This window comes from Stenotrophomonas riyadhensis (assembly GCF_040256885.1).
GTDB lineage: Bacteria > Pseudomonadota > Gammaproteobacteria > Xanthomonadales > Xanthomonadaceae > Stenotrophomonas > Stenotrophomonas riyadhensis.
In genome coordinates this window covers 1586963-1605328 of record NZ_CP155568.1, presented here as the reverse complement: position 1 = coordinate 1605328, position 18366 = coordinate 1586963, and the positions used below count along the sequence as shown (strand labels likewise).

Sequence of the window (18366 nt, the reverse complement as noted above, 5' to 3'; positions counted from 1 at the left end):
ATTATCCCCGGCTGCCCGCCACTTGCCAAATGGCGTGGGCGGCTTCAGCCCCAGCTGGACCCGATCACGATCAGGACCATCGACACCAGCATCACCAGCAATGCACCGGCAATCGCTGCCAGGATGGGGCCACGCCGCCGTCGCCAGGCCAGCACCATCGCCACCGGGCTGCCCAGGAAGGACAGCACCATCGTGACCAGCGCGCCCAGCAGCCACCACTGCGTGGCCTGCACGCCGTTGTTTCCGTCCCCCGGCGGCCGGAAACCGGACGTGAAGGCCAGCACGCCCACCACCAGGGCGATCCAGGTCAACACGGACAGCCCCAGCGCGATCAGGCCCCAGGGCCAGCCACGCGCCGATGTGGTCGTATTCATCAAAGCAATCCGTAGAACAGGGCACCCAGCCACAGCGAGAGCAGGATGATCGCCAGGCCAGCCGTCACCTTGCCGCGGTTCAGCCGCCAGGCCAGCACCGCGGCAGCGACGCAGCCCACCGCACCGAGCAGCTCCGCGACCAGCAGCGCAATGAAGTACGCGCGCAGATCGAGCGCGCTGCTGCCATCACCCGGGGGGCGCACCGACGCGGCACCGATCAGCACCAGGCCAAACATGCCCACGGTGAACAGCACGGCCAGGCCCAGTGCGATCAGGCCCCAGGGCCACTGTTTCCAGTGCCGGCGGTGACGCTGGGCTTCCAGCGCCAGCCACGGGTCACGACTCACGCGAAGCGCGAGAAGCCGTGCTTCTTGGTCACCGCGTCGAGCTCCATCAGGGTCTCGAGCAGCGCTTCCATCTGGTCCAGCGGCCACGCATTGGGACCATCGGACAGGGCCTTGGACGGATCCGGATGGGTCTCGGCGAACAGGCCGGAGATGCCCACCGCCACCGCGGCACGGGCCAGCACCGGCACGTGTTCGCGCTGGCCGCCCGAACTGGTGCCCTGCCCGCCCGGCAGCTGCACCGAATGGGTGGCATCGAACACCACCGGGCAACCGGTATCGCGCATCACCGCCAGCGAGCGCATGTCGCTGACCAGGTTGTTGTAGCCGAAGCTGGCACCGCGTTCGCAGACCATGATCTGATCGTTGCCGGTGGCCTTGGCCTTCTCCACGACCGGCTTCATGTCCCACGGCGCCAGGAACTGGCCCTTCTTGATGTTGACCGGCTTGCCGGCCGAGCACACCTTGCGGATGAAGTCGGTCTGGCGGACCAGGAACGCCGGGGTCTGCAGCACATCCACCACCGAGGCCACTTCGTCCATCGGGGTGTATTCGTGGACGTCGGTCAGCACCGGCACGCCGATCTGCTTCTTGACCTCGGCCAGGACCTTCAGGCCCTCTTCCATGCCCGGGCCACGGAACGCGGTGCCCGAGGTGCGATTGGCCTTGTCGAAGCTGGACTTGAAGATGAAGTTGACGCCGAGCTTGTCGGTGACTTCCTTCAACTTGCCGGCGGTATCGAGCTGCAGCTGCATCGACTCGATCACGCAGGGGCCGGCGATCAGGAACAGGGGCTGGTCCAGCCCGACCTCGAATCCACACAGTTTCATGGCGTTTCCTTGTTGTCCGCGGCACCGGCCGGGCCGGTGCGCTGGGGGTTGAAGCGTGCAAGATGGGGGCCAGCGGCCCCCATCACAAGTCAGGCGCGGGCTTCCTGCAGCAGCTTGCCGCCGGCCTTGCGCTCGCGCGCGGCACGGATGAAACCGATGAACAGCGGGTGGCCATCACGCGGGGTGGACAGGAATTCCGGGTGCGCCTGGCAGGCCAGGAACCACGGGTGCGCATCGCGCGGCAGCTCGACCACTTCCACCAGGGTGTCGTCCATCGACTTGCCGGCGATCACCAGGCCCGCATCTTCCAGTTGGGTGCGGTAGCGGTTGTTGAACTCGTAGCGGTGGCGGTGGCGCTCGGCAACCACGTCCTTGCCGTACAGCTCGCGGGCCAGCGTGCCCGGCTTCAGGCGCTGCTCCTGCAGGCCCAGGCGCATGGTGCCACCGAGGTCGCTCTTGTCATCACGCTTTTCGACGTCGCCGGTTGCCGTGCGCCACTCAGTGATCAGGCCGATCACCGGGTTCGGCGACTGGCGGTCGTTCTCGGTGCTGTTGGCACCCTCCAGGCCGACCACGTTGCGGGCGTAATCGACGACGGCCGCCTGCATGCCGTAGCAGATGCCGAAGTACGGCACGTGCTGCTCGCGGGCGAACTTCGAGGTCAGCACCTTGCCCTCGAAACCACGGTCACCGAAGCCGCCCGGCACCAGGATGCCGTCGACATCGGCCAGTGCGGCCATGTCGGTGCCTTCCAGGTCCTGTGCTTCCAGCCACTTCAGGTTGACCTTGGTGCGCTGGCGCAGGCCGCCGTGCTTCAGTGCTTCGCCGACCGACTTGTAGGCGTCCTGGTGGTCGACGTACTTGCCGACCACGGCGATGGTCACTTCGTCCAGCGGATGCAGGGTCGCGTCGACCGCGTCTTCCCACATCGACAGATCGACCGGACCGACCTTGTCGGCCAGCTTCAGCTGGTTGACCACGATCTCATCCAGACCCTGCGCATGCAGGCCCGACGGAATGCGGTACAGCACATCCACGTCCGGCACGCTGATCACCGCGCGCTCGGAAACGTTGGTGAACTGGGCGATCTTGCGGCGCTCCGAATCCGGCACGGCCTGTTCCGAACGGCACAGCAGCACGTCCGGCTGGATGCCGATCGAGCGCAGCTCCTTCACCGAATGCTGGGTCGGCTTGGTCTTCAACTCACCGGCGGCGCCGATGTACGGCACCAGGGTGAGGTGCATGAACAGCGCCTTCTCCGGGCCACGCTCGGTGCGCACCTGACGGATCGCTTCCAGGAACGGCAGCGACTCGATGTCGCCGACGGTACCGCCGATCTCGACCAGCGCCACGTCGTAGCCTTCGGTGGCTTCGTCGATGCAGCGGCGGATCTCGTCGGTGATGTGCGGAATGACCTGCACGGTCGCGCCCAGGTAGTCGCCGCGGCGCTCCTTGCGGATCACGTTCTCGTAGATGCGGCCGGTGGTGACCGAGTTCTTGCGGCTCAGGCGGGTACGCACGAAGCGCTCGTAGTGGCCCAGGTCGAGGTCGGTCTCGGCGCCGTCGTCGGTGACGTAGACCTCACCGTGCTGGAACGGGCTCATGGTGCCCGGGTCGACGTTGATGTACGGGTCGAGCTTCATCATCGTGACCTTCAGGCCACGGGCTTCGAGAATGGCGGCCAGTGACGCAGCGGCAATGCCTTTGCCGAGCGAGGACACCACGCCGCCGGTTACGAAAATCAAGGGAGTCATGGCTGCAAGCATCCTGTCTGGAAATGGAAAACGGCAGCACCACGCGCACCCGGAGGGCAGGCATGGTGCTCGGAGGGGGTTTTCCGGTTCGCTGGGACAGCGAGGGAGGTGCGGATCCGCGCAGCGGCAGGCGCCGGACGGGGACCATCGTGCGAGGTCGGGGTGGCCGTGCCGGTCAATTCGACCGTCACCTGCGACCCGCCATGCTGGAAGCCACGCTTGGCCGCTCCAGCCCATTCGCAAATGGTGGACACGCACTTACTCCCGGAAAGCCATAGTTTACAGATTGATGGCCGCCAACCCAAGGGGCAGACGCCACGTTCCCAAAAAGAAACGCCCCGCTGAGCGGGGCGTTCCGGAGCGCAACCCTTGTCGCAAGGGCGCCTGGCAGGGGACGGGATCAGCGCTTCTTGCGCGCTTCTTCCTCTTCTTCCTTCTGCGGGGCCGGCTGGCCCTGCGCCTTCATTTCGGCATTGGCCTGCGCGCGGCGCTTGGCCTTGGCATCGGCTTCGGCCTGCGCCTTGTCGGCCTGGTCACCCTGCTGCGGGGCCGGCTGGCCGGCGTTCTGCGCCACCACCAGCGGCACTGCAACGGCGGCAGCGGCCAGGATCGCAATGGTCAGCAACTTCTTCATGAGGTCCTCCTCGCGGTATGGCTTGGACGTTTCGACCCAACGGGGGTCGCCGGCGTTCAGATTCCAGCGACTGCCATTTTACCCCCTCTGCGTCGCCGAGACTGAACCGCAGGCGTGCAAAATCCCGTGCCAGACCCCACACTTGCCCGTCGCTCCAAGCTTTCGAAGACAGATGAACGCCCGTTATAACGCCGCCGATATTGAAGTCCTGTCCGGCCTTGACCCGGTCAAGCGCCGTCCCGGCATGTATACCGACACCGCGCGCCCGAACCACCTGGCGCAGGAAGTGATCGACAACTCGGTGGACGAGGCCCTCGCCGGCCATGCGCGCTCGATCGAGATCACCCTGTACAAGGACGGCAGCGTGGAGGTCAGCGATGACGGCCGCGGCATGCCGGTGGACATCCACCCGGAAGAGAAGATCCCGGGTGTCGAGCTGATCCTCACCCGCCTGCATGCGGGCGGCAAGTTCAGCAACAACAACTACACCTTCTCCGGCGGCCTGCACGGCGTCGGCGTCAGCGTGGTCAATGCGCTGTCGACCCTGGTCGAGGTGCACATCAAGCGCGAAGGTGCCGAGCACCGCATCACCTTCCGCAACGGCGACCGCGCCACCCCGCTGGAAGTGGTCGGCAGCGTCGGCAAGAAGAACACCGGTACCCGCGTGCGCTTCTGGCCGGACCCGAAGTACTTCGACACGCCCAAGTTCGCGGTGCGCGCGCTCAAGCACCTGCTGCGCGCCAAGGCCGTGCTGTGCCCGGGCCTGACCGTGAAGCTGACCGACGAGGCCACCGGTGAAGTCGATACCTGGTACTACGAAGACGGTCTGCGCGATTACCTGAAGCTGGAGCTGGGCGATCGCGAGATGTTGCCGGCCGAGCTGTTCGTCGGCAACCTGAAGAAAGACACCGAGATCGTGGACTGGGCCGTGGCCTGGCTGCCGGAAGGCGAGCTGGTGCAGGAAAGCTACGTCAACCTGATCCCCACCGCCCAGCATGGCACCCACGTCAACGGCCTGCGCACCGGCCTGACCGAGGCGCTGCGCGAGTTCTGCGACTTCCGCAACCTGCTGCCGCGTGGCGTCAAGCTGGCCCCGGAAGACGTATGGGACCGCGTGTCGTTCGTGCTGTCGCTGAAGATGACCGACCCGCAGTTCAGTGGCCAGACCAAGGAACGCCTGTCCTCGCGCCAGGCCGCCGGCTTCGTTGAAGGCGCCGCCCACGATGCCTTCAGCCTGCTGCTGAACCAGAACGTGGAACTGGGCGAGAAGATCGCGCAGATCGCCATCGAGCGCGCCAGCGCGCGCCTGAAGACCGAAAAGCTGGTCGTCCGCAAGAAGGTGACCCAGGGCCCGGCCCTGCCTGGCAAGCTGGCCGACTGCATCAGCCAGGACCTGTCGCGCACCGAGCTGTTCCTGGTGGAAGGTGATTCGGCAGGTGGCAGCGCCAAGCAGGCACGCGACAAGGATTTCCAGGCGATCATGCCGTTGCGCGGCAAGATCCTGAACACCTGGGAAGTCTCGTCCAACAGCGTGCTGGCCTCGGAAGAAGTGCACAACCTGGCCATCGCCATCGGTTGCGATCCCGGCAAGGACGACATCAGCGGCCTGCGCTACGGCAAGGTCATCATCCTGGCCGACGCGGACTCCGACGGCCTGCACATCGCCACCCTGCTCACCGCACTGTTCCTGAAGCACTTCCCGGCGCTGGTCGATGCCGGCCACGTGTTCGTGGCGATGCCGCCGCTGTTCCGCATCGACGTGGGCAAGCAGGTGTTCTACGCCCTGGACGAGGAAGAGAAGCGCACGATGCTGGACAAGATCGAGCGCGAGAAGATCAAGGGCGCCATCAGCGTCACCCGCTTCAAGGGCCTGGGCGAGATGAATCCGCCGCAGCTGCGTGAATCCACCATCCACCCGGATACCCGTCGCCTGGTGCAGCTGACCGTGGACGATCGCGAGCAGACGAGCTCGCTGATGGACATGCTGCTGGCCAAGAAGCGTGCGTCGGACCGCAAGGGCTGGCTGGAGACCAAGGGCGACCTGGCTTCGCTGGAAGCCTGATCCCTGACCGGGGTCGGATCCGTTTCCCAGCGGGGAACGGCTCTGACCCCAGGCACGCGGCAAGACGGTCGGCAGTGGGGTCAGAGCCCTTTCCTGCGGAAAGGGATCCGACCCCGGCCATTCACGGCAGCCGGGCATCGGCTCTACAGGCATTACGACCCCATCGGCAAACCCGGTGGCGCCATAATGCGCGTCCATCCGTGTGGACCACCGTATTGGCCAGCCACTCGCTGCTGTTCCCCGGCCTGCCGCTGCACAGCGCGCGCCTGGTCCTGAGCCCGATCCGCCGTGACGACGCCGCTGCGCTGTTCACGCTGCAATCCAACCCGGACGTGATGCGCTGGTGGAACCACCCGGCCTGGACACGACCGGCCGAAGCCCGCGAACAGATCGACGACGACCTTGCCGCCCACGCCATCGGCACCCAGCTGAAGCTGGCCGTGCGCGAATCGCTGGAGGGTCCGCTGCTGGGCATCTGCGTGGTGTTCGCGATCGATCGAGACGCCTCACGCGCCGAGATCGGCTACCTGCTTGCACCCGATCGTCAGGGCCAGGGCTACATGCACGAGGCCCTGCGGCAGATGCTGGCCTACCTGTTCGGCACCCTCCGCCTGCATCGCATCGAGGCCGAGATCGATCCACGCAATGTGCCGTCGGCACGCGTGCTCGACCGCCTCGGCTTCCACCGCGAGGGCGTGCTGCGCCAGCGCTGGCGCATCCAGGGCGAACTGTCGGATTCGGCCGTGTATGGCCTGCTGGCCGACGATGAGGCGGCCACCGTCCTGCCCGCTTGACCCAATCTGGCCAGTAGCAAGCTCAACGCACGGCCATGCCTTTGGACACATACGGCATGGCCCGCCACCGGCCTAGCATCGGAATCCCCTTCCGCTGCCGATACGGTGCCATGAAGTTCCTGCTGCACACTGCCGCGCTCTGCGTCGGCCTGCTCATCGCCCCTGCCAGCGTGCTGGCCGCGCCCGACGCCAAACCCGATCCGAACGACGACAAGACTGAAGCGCCTGCGCTGCCCGCTGATGCGTCGGCTCGCCAGAGCATGCGCCTGGCCGGCCGTACCCTCGACTACACCGCCACCGTTGGTACGCTGCCGGTGCGTGACGAGAAGGGCAAGGTGATCGCGGATGTGGTGTTCACTGCCTACACGATGCCGGGCAAGGACCGGCCGGTGACCTTTGCGCTCAATGGCGGCCCCGGGGCGTCGTCGGTCTACCTCAACATGGGCGCGATCGGGCCCAAGGTGGTGACCTTCGGCTCCGAGGGTGACAGCGCGTCCGCGCCGGCCACCCTGCACGACAACCCGGGCACCTGGCTGGACTTCACCGACCTGGTGTTCATCGATCCGGTCGGCACCGGCTTCAGCCGCGCGCGCATTGGCGATGACGAAGCGAAGGAGCGGCTGTACAACCCCGGTGCCGACATCGAGTACCTGTCGCGCTCGATCTATGACTGGCTGCTGCGCAACCAGCGCATGGCGTCACGCAAGTACCTGACCGGCGAGAGCTACGGTGGCTACCGCGGCCCGCGCATCACCCACTTCCTGCAGACCCGGCTGGGCGTGGCGCTGAACGGCCTGGTGCTGGTCTCGCCCTACCTGAGCCCGACGCTGGAAGACAATGCCGACGTGTCGCCGATGGCCTGGATGCAGACGCTGCCGTCGATCGCCGCAGCGCACCTGGAGCGCCAGGGCAAGCTGACCGATGCGGCGATGCGTGAGGTGGTGGAATACACCCGTGGCGACTACGCCACCGCGCTGATGAAGGGCCGCAGTGACCCACAGGCGACCGAGGCGATGCTGCGCCGGGTGACCGAGCTGACCGGGCTGGACCCGCAGTTCGTACGCCGCGCCGGTGGCCGCCTGGAGACACAGGCGTATCTGCGTGAGGTGTTCCGCGACAAAGGCACGCTGGGCAGCCGCTACGACTCCAACGTGACCGCGTTCGATCCGTTCCCGAACGATCCGGAACAGCGTGCCAACGATCCGCTGCTGGACAGCATCATCGCGCCAACCACCACGGCGATGGTCGACTTCGTGACGCGCGTGGTCGGCTGGAAGGTGGATGCGCGCTACCAGGCGCTGAACTACGATGTGAACCACTTGTGGGACCGCAATGGCGAGCTGCGCCAAGGGGCGGTGACCCAGCTGCGCCAGGCGGTGGCGATCGATCCGCATCTGCAGGTGCTGATCGTGCATGGCTGGAATGATCTGTCGTGCCCGTTCATGGGGTCGATCCTGACGGTGGACCAGATGCCGGCGATGGGCAGCAATCCGGACCGGGTGCAGGTGCGGAGCTACCCGGGCGGGCACATGTTCTACAGCCGGGCGGACAGCCAGGCAGCGTTCCGGAAGGATGTGCAGGCGCTGTTCCAGCGTAACTGAGGGGTTTGGCCGGGCCTGCGGCCCGGCACCCGCCGGATCAACGGCAACGGCAAAGGCGGGCTTTCCGTGGTTGGGCGGGGTGGGGCCGGTTGCGGGGGACGCCGTAAACCCGTCCCTGGGGGCTTGGCCGCGGCATCCATGCCGCGGACACCCCCGCAACCGGCCCCACCCCGCCTTCGACAGATTTCCGCGAACTGTCGGAACGGCGTCCTGCACTGCTCTGGTGGGTGTCGACCTTGGTCGACACGCTGGATACGGAAGAATGATCTGCCCATGAAAAAAGCCCGCCGGAATCCGGCGGGCTTTCTCGATTGTTGGGGTCAGATCCTTTTCCCGCAGGGAAAGGGCTCTGACCCCAAGGCCGCTGGCATCAGGTCCAGCCGAACAGGGCGAACAACTTGAGGATCAGGTACGCGCAGCCGCCGGCGGCCGGGATGGTCAGGATCCAGGCCCAGACGATGCGTTCGATCACGCCGAACTTCAGCGAACGCGGGTTCTTGGCGAAGCCGACGCCCATGATCGCGGTGGAGATGCTGTGCGTGGTCGAGACCGGCATGCCGAAGTGGGCGGCCAGGGTCAGGATGGTGGCCGAGCTGGTCTCCGCGGCGAAGCCGTGGATCGGGTGCAGCTTGACCATCTTGTGGCCCAGGGTCTTGATGATCTTCCAGCCGCCCGAGGCGGTACCGGCGGCCATCACCACCGCACAGGTCAGCACGATCCACATCGCGATGCCGTCACCAGCGCTGGCGTCCGGGTGCATGAAGGCCAGCCAGGACGGCAGGTCGTTCAGTGCGCCGGTGGCTTCGGCACCGATCAGTGTCATGGCGATGATGCCCATGGTCTTCTGCGCGTCATTGTGGCCGTGGGCAAAGCCCATGTAGGCCGCCGAGGCGATCTGCGCCTTGCCGAAGAACGCGTTGACGATGCGCGGGCGGGCCAGCCGGCCGATGGCACCACCGATCTTGGCCAGGCCGGCGATCAGCGCCCACAGCAGCACCATCACCACGATGCCGAGCAGGAAGCCGGCAATCGGCGAGGTGATCATCGGCACGAACACCTTCCACAGCAGGCCCTTGTTCTGCGCCCAGCTGCCCAGGCGCTCGGACCAGATCAGCGCGTCCCAGTTGTTGTGGGCCGCAGCCAGGCCGGCGCCGCAGAGGCCACCGATCAGGGCGTGCGAGGACGAGGACGGCAGGCCCTTCCACCAGGTGATCAGGTTCCAGATGATGCCGCCCAGCAGGGCGCACAGGATCACCTGCGGGGTGACGTCGACCACGTTGGTGTTGAGCAGGCCCGAGGCGATGGTCAGCGCCACCGCGGTACCGGTCAACGCGCCGATGAGGTTCATGAAGGCGGCCAGCATCACCGCCCAGCCGGGCGAGAGCACCTTGGTCGCCACCACGGTGGCAATGGAGTTGGCGGTGTCGTGGAAGCCGTTGATGAACTCGAAGACGAGCGCGGCCAGGATCACCACCAGGACAAGGGTCAACATGCGGCGGCGTCCGTCAGCTGTTCTTCAACACGATCTGGTACGCCACCACGCCGGCCTCGCGGCAGCGGTCGATGGCCTTTTCCAGGATCTCGAAGAATTCCTTCAGCAGGAACATCTGCAGGTTGTCCAGGCGGCCCGAGTAGATGTCGCGGTACAGCTCGAGCATCAGGCGGTCGGCCTCGTTCTCCAGCGAACGCAGCTTCTCGTTGAGCGCGGTCATCCGGTCCAGGTTCATGTGGCGCAGGTCGGCCACCATCTCCACCACCACGCCGGCAGCCTGTTCCAGCATCGCCGCGCGCGGCGCGAAGTCGATGTGCTCCAGGTGGGTCGTGGCCAGCGAATAGCGATCGGCGAACTTCTCGATCTGCTTCGGAATCTTGTACAGCGCCGAGCCCAGCGCTTCGATGTCTTCGCGCTCGATCGGGGTCATGAAGCTGTCCACCAGCGCCTGGCTGATCTTGTCCGAGGCCGCGCGTTCGCGCAGGCGGGCCAGCTTGAACGCGTCCAGCGCGGGCTGGCGGTCGGCCTCGCGCAGCATGGAATGCAGCGCCTTGGCGGCGTCGGAAGCCGCGACGGCAGCCTCATCGAGCAGGGTGTAGAACTGTTTGCCGGAACCGAAAATGGTCTGCAGAGAGAACATTGAGAAACCTGTCAGCCGTCGCGGGAAGGACGGCACCAGACGGAATTATGACGGCTAGATGACCATCACGGGTATCCCTGCCCCCTTTCGAGGCCTGGGAACCCCCAACCTGAACAGGCGGTTGCCACCCTGCCACGCCCCTTTGCTAAGATGCCAGCGCGCCCTCGGGCGCACCTTATGGACGACGACCCTTATCCCCCTGCGCCGCGCCGGACCCGGTTCCTGAGCGCCAGCCGCCATCGCAAGCACCCGCCCTCCCTGCCACCAACCGGGGACGACGCCCGTGTTTGAAATGATCCTGATTGTCTTCGCGCTTGTTCTGCTGAACGGCTTCTTCGCCATGTCCGAGATGTCGGTCATGACCTCGCGCAAGAGCCGCCTGAAGCAGATGGCCGCCACCTCCAAGCGCGCCGCCAAGGCGCTGGAGCTGTCGGAGAAGCCGGAGAGCTTCCTGTCCACCGTGCAGATCGGCATCACCGTGATCGGCGTGCTGACCGGCTACCTCGGTGGTGAAGCACTGGGTGAAGCCTTCGCCGGCTGGATCCAGGGCCTGATGCCGGGCTTTGCCTACGCCGGCAACATCGGTACCGCGCTGGCGGTCAGCCTGATCACCTTCATCACGCTGATCTTCGGTGAACTGGTGCCCAAGCGCCTGGCGCTGACCCGCTCGGAGGCCATTGCCGGCCTGGTCGCGATGCCGATGAGCTGGCTGGCCAAGCTGGCGCTGCCCTTCGTCTGGCTGCTGTCCAAGACCACCCAGCTGGTGCTGCGCCTGTTCGGCCTGGGCAAGGATGAAGTCGCCTCGGTGACCGAAGAAGAGATCCGCATGCTGGTGGCCGAGAGCCACGAGGCCGGCGTGATCGACGCCCACGAGCGCGACATGATGAACCGCGTGATGCGCCTGGGCGACCGCACCGCCGACAGCCTGATGACCCCGCGCAACCGCATCGCATGGCTGGATACCCAGGCCGGCCTGGAGCGCAACCTGGACATCATGGCCGAGCACGAGTTCTCGCGGTACCCGGTGTACCGCGACAACGACATGGACGTGGTCGGCGTGCTCGAACTGAAATCGCTGGCCACGCGCATGGCGCGCGGTGACAACACGCTGTTCCAGACCCTGCGCGAACCGCTGTACGTCTCCGAATCGACCCATGCGATGAAGCTGCTGGAGATCTTCCGCGAGGAACAGCAGTCGATGGCGCTGGTGGTGGACGAGTACGGCGAGATCCAGGGGCTGGTGACCATCAGCGACCTGATGGGTGCCGTGGTCGGCCGCCTGCAAGCCGTGGAGAACGCCGACGAGGACGCACTGGTGGTGACCCGCGAAGACGGTTCGCTGCTGGTGGACGGCTCGCTGCCGATCGAAGACGTGCGCGAACTGATCGGCAGCAACGACCTGCCCGATGCCGAGGATGGTGACTACTACACGCTGGCCGGCATGTGCATCCACTACTTCGGCCGCATCCCGCACGCCGGCGAGTATTTCGACTGGGCCGGCTGGCGCTTCGAAGTGGTCGACCTGGACGGTGCGCGGGTGGACAAGCTGCTGCTGCGCACGCTGTCCGACGAGCAGGCCGATGAGCTCACCGCCTGAGGCCGGCCAGGGCCCGGGCGTCAAGCGCCCCGCCTACCGCAACGAGGGCATCCGCACCCTGCTGGAGATGTTCGCCTCCGGCGACCCGGCCGAGCACATGCCGCTCGGCCAGATCCTGTGCAACCTGCAGCAGAGCGCGTTCGGCGTGTTCCTGTTCGTGGCGATCCTGCCCTCGTTCATCCCGATCCCGGGCATGGGCGGCGCAGTCAGCGGTCCGCTGGTGATCCTGATCGGCCTGCAGATGCTGTTCTGCCTGCGCCGGCCCTGGCTGCCTGGCTTCATTGCCCGCCGCGGCCCCAGGCGCGGCACCATGCACCGTTTCCTGGACCGCATCGATCGCCCGCTGCGGCGGTTGGACAAGATGCTGAAACCGCGCCTGCCGCAGCTGCTGACACCGCTGCCGGCCCACGCCTTCAGCGGCCTGCTGCTGGTACTGCTGGGCATCCTGCTGTCGTTGCCGATTCCCTTCACCAACTTCCTGTTCGGCTTCCAGCTGCTGCTGTTCTCGCTGGCGCTGCTGGAACGCGATGGCGCGCTGATGCTGTTCAACTGGATCGCGGCGCTGGCGGCGATCGCCTTCTTCGGTTTCAGTTCGGGGCAGCTGGTGGGCTATACGGTGGAGCTGTTCCAGCGCTGGTTCTGAGCCGGAACCCGGTACAGCCGGCCGCTGGCCGGCTGCCACGTTTCCAGGATTGCCGGCCAGCGGCCGGCACTACCAATACCGGACATCGGCTCTCAGCGCAGGTCAATGAAGCCGTTGTCGGCCAAAGGCGCGGGCTCGTCCTGCACCGCCGACAGCACGAAACTGAGTGCCGTGCCCAGCAGCGTGCCCGGACCATCCCAGTACTCGGCCGAGTCGGCGCGCACCTGGATCAGGCGCAGGTTCGGGTCGTCCTTGCCACCCGGGAAGAACAGCTTCATCGCTGGCGACCACAGCTCCTCGATCTTCGCGCGATCATCAACCACGCGCGCGCGCCCGGCCACCGATACATAGGTGTTCTTCGAGGGTGAGGCATAGGCCACGTTGACGCGGGGGTCGAGCGCAATCTCGGCCACCTTCGGGCTGTCGGCAGTGATGACGAACCACAGATCACCGTCGAAGGTGACCTGCTGGGTGGCCAGCGGCCGGCTGTAGAGTCGCCCGTCAACGCCGGTGGTGGTGAACATCGCCACCTCCACGTCCTTGATCAGCTCTGCCAGTTGGGCAATGTGTTCGGCGCGGGTGTCGGCCATGTGGGGGCTCCTTCGATATGAGCCCCCATCAGACGCGGTTCGGCCGCAATGGGCCGTGACGCAATTGTTCAGCCCGCGTGGCGGGCGTGCCAGGCCTGCATCGCCAGTTCGAACGAGCGCAGGCGCGCGCGGTGGTCATACAGGTTGGCGGTGAGCATCAGTTCGTCCGGCTTGTGGCGCTCGACGAACGCGGCGATGCCTTCCGCCACCTGCTGCGGATCCCCCAGCACGGTGCAGGCCAGTGCCCGCTCCACGCCCAGCTTTTCATGCGGCTCCCAGAAGGACTCGATGTCGTCGATGGGTGCCGGAATCTTGCCTGGCCGACCGCGACGCAGGTTCACGAAACTCTGCTGCTGGCTGGTGAACAGGCGCCGCGATTCGGCCTCGCTGTCGCTGGCGACAACGTTCAACGCCAACATCGCATGTGGCTGCTTCAGCGTGGCCGAGGGGCGGAACTCGCGGCGGTACACCGCCAGCGCCTCGTCCATCACGTCCGGTGCGAAGTGCGAGGCGAACGCGTACGGCAGGCCCATCGAGGCAGCCATGCGCGCACCGAACAGGCTGGAACCGAGGATCCATGTCGGCACCCGCAGGCCACCACCCGGAACCGCCTGCACGGCCTGCCCGGGCTGTACCGGCTCGAAGTAATGCAGCAGCTCGCGCACGTCCTGTGGGAACTGGTCGGCACTGTCGAAATAGCGGCGCAGTGCACGCGCGGTCGGCTGATCGGTGCCCGGCGCACGGCCCAGGCCGAGGTCGATGCGGTCCGGATACAGCGAGGCGAGCGTGCCGAACTGCTCGGCCACCTGCAGCGGCGCATGGTTGGGCAGCATGATGCCGCCGGCACCGACACGGATGCGCTTTGTGCCACCTGCCACGTGACCGATCAGCACGGCGGTGGCCGCACTGGCGATGCCGGGCATGTTGTGGTGTTCGGCCAGCCAGTAGCGGCGGTACCCCAGCGCATCGGCGTGCTGGGCCAGTTCCAGCATGTTGGCGAAGGCAGCGGTGGTGTCGCTGCCCTCGCAGACCGGGGCCAGGTCAAGAATCGACAACGGGATCATCAGGCGGTTTTCCGTCACAGGATCCCCCATGCATGGGGTCGGCCAGGCGCGGCGGCCAGTGACGGTGGCGGGATGCTGATTCCCGTGGGACGGGTTCAGGGCTGACCGCGCTTGATCCGGTAGTGCCGGCCGCTGGCCGGCAGGCAAAGTGCCCTGGCAGCCGGCCAGCGGCCGGCTCTACCAAGGAAACATCAGAACGCGCTGGGGCGCGGCTCCGGCAGCGCCTGGTCGACCATCGGCTTCAGTTCGGCATCCAGCGCCACGCGCTCGTCGAACACGAAGCATCGGCCTTCGTAACCTTCGCCGCCCACCTCCTCGAAGTAGCCGAGGATGCCGCCATCGAGCTGCAGCACGTTGTCCATGCCGTCGTTGACCATCCACAGCGCGGCCTTCTCGCAACGAATGCCGCCGGTGCAGAAACTGACCACCGTGCTGTCCTTCAGCGCTTCGCGGTGCGGCGCCAACGCCTCGGGCAGGTCGGTGAACTTGTGGATGGGCAGCACCAGCGCATCCTTGAAGGTGCCGTACTCCACTTCCTGCAGATTGCGCGTATCGAGCATGACCACCGGCTTGCCGGCGTCATCATGCCCCTGCCGCAACCAACGCTGCACGGTAGCCGGATCGACCGCCGGTGCACGCGGATACTCCAGCGGCTGGCCGTCATCACGGCGGAAACTGATGATCTCGTCCTTCACTTTGGCCTTCAGCCGCGCGAACGGCTGATGCTCGCTCAGGCTGGTCTTGACCCGCATATCAGCAAAACGCGCATCGGCATGCAGCGCGGCGTAGAAGCCCTCGACCGCCTCCGGCGCACCGGCCAGGAACAGGTTCAGCCCCTCGCCCGCCACCAGGATCGTGCCGCGCAGCTGCGCCGCCTCGGCGCGCGCCAGCAACTGATCGCACAGGGCCTGGGGGGCGTCGATGACGGCGAAATGGTAGGCAGCGGTATTGGCGATCATCCCGTCATTTTAGCGCCTCCCGCCCGCACGGACAGATTCAGGGGGTCAGAGCCCTCTGCGCGGCAGAGGGATCCGACCCCAAGCCCGGCAGACACCGGAACCTGTCAGAGGCGTGGCGGTGTGGGCAGGCGGGGGCGCAGAGCGCCATGGATGGCGCTCTACGAGGCACGCAGGAGCAGCTTTTGCCGCCCCCCGCCTGCCCACACCGCCACGCCATCCCACGGAAACCAGCTTTTGCCGTTGCCGTTGCCTCTGCAGGTGCCGGGTGCAACCCGGCCAGAAGCCCCCCCTTACCCCCGCAACAGCACGAACGGCAGCAGCACCAGCGCCGCCGCACCCACCATCCCCAACAGCACCAGCACCACATACGCCGGCCGCCGCCGGAACAGGCTGCCGAAGGTCTCCGCCGTGCCATCGCGCAACGCCTGCTCGCGCTCGGCACGGATGCGTGGCCCGCGCTCAGCCTGGTACTCCGCCATCAGCGCCTTCGCACGCGGATGATCGGCGTCCTCGCGCAGCCACAGGCCGCCGTTGGAAATGCCCCAGGGGCTGGGTTCGGTGCGATACCAGGCGATGCCGTGCTGGTCGAGCAGCGTGCAGACATCGGCATATTCGTCGTCGCCGACATTGCGCAGATTGAGCAGGAGTTTTGCCATGTACCCATGATACCCGGCGCCGATGCGCTACCCTTGCCGCCCTCGCCCTGCGCCCTTCCGGAGACGCCCGATGCGCCGCCTGCTGCTTCCCCTGCTGCTGTCCCTCGCCGCCGTTGGCTGCTCGACCGAACCGTCCGGCCCGCCGCCGGGTGGCACCCTGACCACCTTCGAGCGCATCGATACCGTCCCGGGTACCGGCGCCGAAGCCGTTGCCGGCAACAAGGTGACCGTGCACTACACCGGCTGGATCTACGACAACCGCACCGAAACCAAGCACGGCAAGACCTTCGACAGCTCGGTCAGCCGTGGCGAACCGTTCACCTTCGCGCTCGGCGCCGGCCAGGTCATCCGCGGCTGGGATGAGGGCGTGGCCGGCATGAAGGTCGGCGGCAAGCGCACCCTGATGATCCCGCCGGACTACGGCTACGGCGACCGCCGGGTTGGCCCGATCCCGGCCGGCTCGTCGCTGGTGTTCGATGTCGAGCTGCTCGATGTCAAGCCGTAATACCGCATCGCCCCATCGGGTCGCCGTCATCGGCGGCGGCCCGGCCGGCCTGTTCGCCGCCGAGCGCCTGCGCGCCGCTGGGCTGGAGGTCGACCTGTACGAGGCCAAGGGTTCGCCCGGCCGCAAGTTCCTGATCGCCGGCAAGGGCGGGCTCAACCTCACCCATTCCGACCCGCGGCCGCTGTTCGACAGCCGCTACCGCGAGCGGGCCGAAGCGGTTGGTCGCTGGCTGGATGGCTTCGACGCGCAGGCACTGCGCGATTGGGCTGCCGGCTTTGGCGTGGAAACCTATGTCGGCAGCTCCGGCCGCGTGTTCCCGGTCGACCGCAAGGCAGCGCCATTGCTGCGCGGCTGGGTGCGCCGACTGAAGGAACAGGGCGTGCGCCTGCATGCCAACCACCGCTGGATCGGATGGGGCAACGACGGCGCGCTGCGCTTCGCCACCGAAGCGGGCGAGATCGATGTCCACGCCGATGCCACCGTGCTGGCCATGGGCGGCGGCAGCTGGCCGCAGCTGGGCAGTGATGGCGCCTGGGTCGCCCCCTTGCAGGCACGAGGCGTGGACATTGCGCCGCTGCAATCGGCCAACTGCGGCTTCGACATCGACTGGACGCCGTTCTTCGCCCAGCGCAATGCCGGCGCACCATTGAAACCGGTGGTCGCGCACTGGACCGACCTGGCGGGACAACCGCAGTCGCTGCAGGGCGAATGCGTGGCCAGCGAGTACGGCATCGAAGGCAGCCTGATCTACGCGTTGGCCGCAGACCTGCGCGAGACAATCAACCGCGATGGCCACGCCATGCTGTGGCTGGACCTGGTGCCGGGACGCGATGAAGCACGCCTGCTGGCCGATCTGTCGCGCCCGCGTAAGGGTCGCAGCTTCGGCGAACACCTGCGTCGCCAGGCCGGCCTGGATGCAGTGAAGGCCGCGCTGGTGTTCGAAATCCTTGGCAAGGACGCGGGCCACGACCTGCCCATCGTGGCCGCCACGCTCAAGCGCCTGCCGTTGCGCCTGCTGCGTCCACGGCCGATGGCCGAGGTGATCAGCACGGCTGGCGGCGTGCGCCTGGATGCGCTGGATGATGGCCTGATGCTGCGGGCAGTGCCCGGCGTGTTCTGTGCCGGCGAGATGCTGGACTGGGAGGCACCTACCGGCGGCTATCTGCTGACGGCGTGCTACGCCAGCGGCCTGCGTGCTGCTGAAGGCGTGATCGGCTGGCTGGCCGGTCGGTGATGCCTGCATTGTAGAGTCGAGCATGGCTCGACTCTACAAAAGCCGTCGAGCAAGCTCGACGCTACATCACCATGGCCTGCGCATGCTCACCGAGGCCAGCGCCACACCGCTGGGATGCGGGTAGGCTTCCTCCCGCACGGCAATGAATCCCTGCCGTTGATAGAACGGCACCGCATTGAGCGAGGCCGACAGCACTACCTCGCGCTCGTGGTCGGCCATCGCCAGCAACCGCTGCATCAGTGCCTGGCCGATCCCCTTGCCGCCGCGATCCGGATCGACAAACAGCGCATCGACTTCATTGGCGTTGGCATCGAACACGCCGAAACCGAGCAGGGCACCCTGCCCGTCCTCGGCCACCACGCATCCGCCCTGCGACAACAGCCGCGCGTACTGCGACGGTGGTGGCGAGGCCGACCACGGTGCGATGACCTCGACCGGATAGTGGCTGCTGCAGGTCTCGCGTACGCAGCGCGTGCGCAGGGCCCACAGCGTGGCGACGTCGTCGATGGTGCCGGTCCTGAACTGCATGGCGCCTCCTTGTAGCGTCGAGCTTGCTCGACTGTGCGAAAAGCAGTCGAGCATGGCTCGACTCT

19 protein-coding genes are annotated in these 18366 nt (G+C 66.7%); 7 read left to right on the top strand and 12 right to left on the bottom strand.

Translation table 11 applies throughout. The features are described from left to right. Positions 1-44: 44 nt before the first annotated feature. The 5 genes from SriyCCGPB3_RS07560 to SriyCCGPB3_RS07540 all read right to left on the bottom strand — a co-directional run bounded on the left by SriyCCGPB3_RS07560 (position 45) and on the right by SriyCCGPB3_RS07540 (position 3936). A complete protein-coding gene (locus tag SriyCCGPB3_RS07560) occupies positions 45-374 on the bottom strand; it encodes a hypothetical protein (RefSeq protein ID WP_126927819.1) in 330 nt (109 codons plus the stop codon). Continuing rightward, a complete protein-coding gene (locus SriyCCGPB3_RS07555) occupies positions 374-721 on the bottom strand; it encodes a hypothetical protein (protein ID WP_164162750.1) in 348 nt (115 codons plus the stop codon). The genes SriyCCGPB3_RS07560 and SriyCCGPB3_RS07555 overlap by 1 nt, the downstream gene beginning before the upstream one ends. Continuing rightward, positions 718-1548, bottom strand: a complete 831-nt coding sequence (gene kdsA, locus SriyCCGPB3_RS07550; protein WP_110711839.1) for a 3-deoxy-8-phosphooctulonate synthase — start codon at positions 1546-1548, stop codon at positions 718-720. Before kdsA ends, SriyCCGPB3_RS07555 begins: the two co-directional genes overlap by 4 nt. A gap of 89 nt (positions 1549-1637) precedes the next feature. Further along, complete coding sequence (locus SriyCCGPB3_RS07545; RefSeq protein WP_032130113.1) at positions 1638-3302, bottom strand: CTP synthase; 1665 nt, start codon at positions 3300-3302, stop codon at positions 1638-1640. A gap of 400 nt (positions 3303-3702) precedes the next feature. Next, positions 3703-3936, bottom strand: a complete 234-nt coding sequence (locus tag SriyCCGPB3_RS07540) for a hypothetical protein (protein WP_014036734.1) — start codon at positions 3934-3936, stop codon at positions 3703-3705. Positions 3937-4108: 172 nt separating this feature from the next. Here SriyCCGPB3_RS07540 and parE point away from each other — a divergent pair, with 172 nt between their 5' ends. The 3 genes from parE (at position 4109) to SriyCCGPB3_RS07525 (ending at position 8393) form a co-directional block, all read left to right on the top strand. Continuing rightward, on the top strand, positions 4109-5998 hold the full coding sequence (parE, locus tag SriyCCGPB3_RS07535) for a DNA topoisomerase IV subunit B (protein ID WP_110711838.1): 1890 nt from the start codon (positions 4109-4111) through the stop codon (positions 5996-5998). 215 nt (positions 5999-6213) lie between these two features. Beyond that, the gene (locus tag SriyCCGPB3_RS07530) at positions 6214-6792 is read left to right on the top strand and encodes a GNAT family N-acetyltransferase (protein ID WP_153855164.1); all 579 of its coding nucleotides are present in this window, start codon (positions 6214-6216) and stop codon (positions 6790-6792) included. A 110-nt stretch (positions 6793-6902) separates the two neighbouring features. Continuing rightward, complete coding sequence (locus SriyCCGPB3_RS07525) at positions 6903-8393, top strand: S10 family peptidase (protein WP_350260038.1); 1491 nt, start codon at positions 6903-6905, stop codon at positions 8391-8393. 370 nt (positions 8394-8763) lie between these two features. On the opposite strand, the gene SriyCCGPB3_RS07520 is transcribed toward SriyCCGPB3_RS07525, so the two are convergent. Both SriyCCGPB3_RS07520 and SriyCCGPB3_RS07515 read right to left on the bottom strand, forming a co-directional pair. Beyond that, positions 8764-9885: an inorganic phosphate transporter gene (locus SriyCCGPB3_RS07520; RefSeq protein ID WP_350260037.1), complete on the bottom strand. Its 1122-nt coding sequence runs from the start codon at positions 9883-9885 to the stop codon at positions 8764-8766. Positions 9886-9898: 13 nt separating this feature from the next. Then, entirely contained in the window at positions 9899-10525 is a 627-nt protein-coding gene (locus SriyCCGPB3_RS07515; RefSeq protein WP_004152833.1) for a DUF47 domain-containing protein, read from the bottom strand. A 292-nt stretch (positions 10526-10817) separates the two neighbouring features. Between SriyCCGPB3_RS07515 and SriyCCGPB3_RS07510 the strand changes: the two genes are divergently transcribed. Both SriyCCGPB3_RS07510 and SriyCCGPB3_RS07505 read left to right on the top strand, forming a co-directional pair. After that, a complete protein-coding gene (locus SriyCCGPB3_RS07510) occupies positions 10818-12122 on the top strand; it encodes a hemolysin family protein (RefSeq protein WP_180847515.1) in 1305 nt (434 codons plus the stop codon). Next, positions 12106-12765 (top strand): exopolysaccharide biosynthesis protein, encoded by a 660-nt coding sequence (locus tag SriyCCGPB3_RS07505; protein ID WP_180847513.1) that lies wholly within the window; start codon positions 12106-12108, stop codon positions 12763-12765. The genes SriyCCGPB3_RS07510 and SriyCCGPB3_RS07505 overlap by 17 nt, the downstream gene beginning before the upstream one ends. Before the next feature lie 92 nt (positions 12766-12857). On the opposite strand, the gene SriyCCGPB3_RS07500 is transcribed toward SriyCCGPB3_RS07505, so the two are convergent. The 4 genes from SriyCCGPB3_RS07500 to SriyCCGPB3_RS07485 all read right to left on the bottom strand — a co-directional run bounded on the left by SriyCCGPB3_RS07500 (position 12858) and on the right by SriyCCGPB3_RS07485 (position 16034). Further along, the gene (locus tag SriyCCGPB3_RS07500; RefSeq protein WP_110711832.1) at positions 12858-13355 is read right to left on the bottom strand and encodes a pyridoxamine 5'-phosphate oxidase family protein; all 498 of its coding nucleotides are present in this window, start codon (positions 13353-13355) and stop codon (positions 12858-12860) included. Between the two features lie 68 nt (positions 13356-13423). Then, positions 13424-14419, bottom strand: coding sequence for an LLM class flavin-dependent oxidoreductase (locus tag SriyCCGPB3_RS07495; protein WP_043402145.1), 996 nt, complete (start codon positions 14417-14419; stop codon positions 13424-13426). A gap of 191 nt (positions 14420-14610) precedes the next feature. Then, the gene (locus SriyCCGPB3_RS07490) at positions 14611-15378 is read right to left on the bottom strand and encodes a sulfurtransferase (protein ID WP_180859658.1); all 768 of its coding nucleotides are present in this window, start codon (positions 15376-15378) and stop codon (positions 14611-14613) included. Positions 15379-15668: 290 nt separating this feature from the next. After that, positions 15669-16034, bottom strand: a complete 366-nt coding sequence (locus SriyCCGPB3_RS07485) for a DUF6164 family protein (protein WP_110711830.1) — start codon at positions 16032-16034, stop codon at positions 15669-15671. Positions 16035-16104: 70 nt separating this feature from the next. Here SriyCCGPB3_RS07485 and SriyCCGPB3_RS07480 point away from each other — a divergent pair, with 70 nt between their 5' ends. Beyond that, the gene (locus tag SriyCCGPB3_RS07480) at positions 16105-16539 is read left to right on the top strand and encodes an FKBP-type peptidyl-prolyl cis-trans isomerase (RefSeq protein WP_049421508.1); all 435 of its coding nucleotides are present in this window, start codon (positions 16105-16107) and stop codon (positions 16537-16539) included. Then, a complete protein-coding gene (locus SriyCCGPB3_RS07475; RefSeq protein ID WP_350260036.1) occupies positions 16526-17773 on the top strand; it encodes a TIGR03862 family flavoprotein in 1248 nt (415 codons plus the stop codon). The genes SriyCCGPB3_RS07480 and SriyCCGPB3_RS07475 overlap by 14 nt, the downstream gene beginning before the upstream one ends. Positions 17774-17839: 66 nt before the next feature. Here SriyCCGPB3_RS07475 and SriyCCGPB3_RS07470 read toward each other — a convergent pair whose 3' ends face one another. After that, entirely contained in the window at positions 17840-18301 is a 462-nt protein-coding gene (locus SriyCCGPB3_RS07470) for a GNAT family N-acetyltransferase (RefSeq protein ID WP_350260035.1), read from the bottom strand. Between the last annotated feature and the right edge of the window lie 65 nt (positions 18302-18366).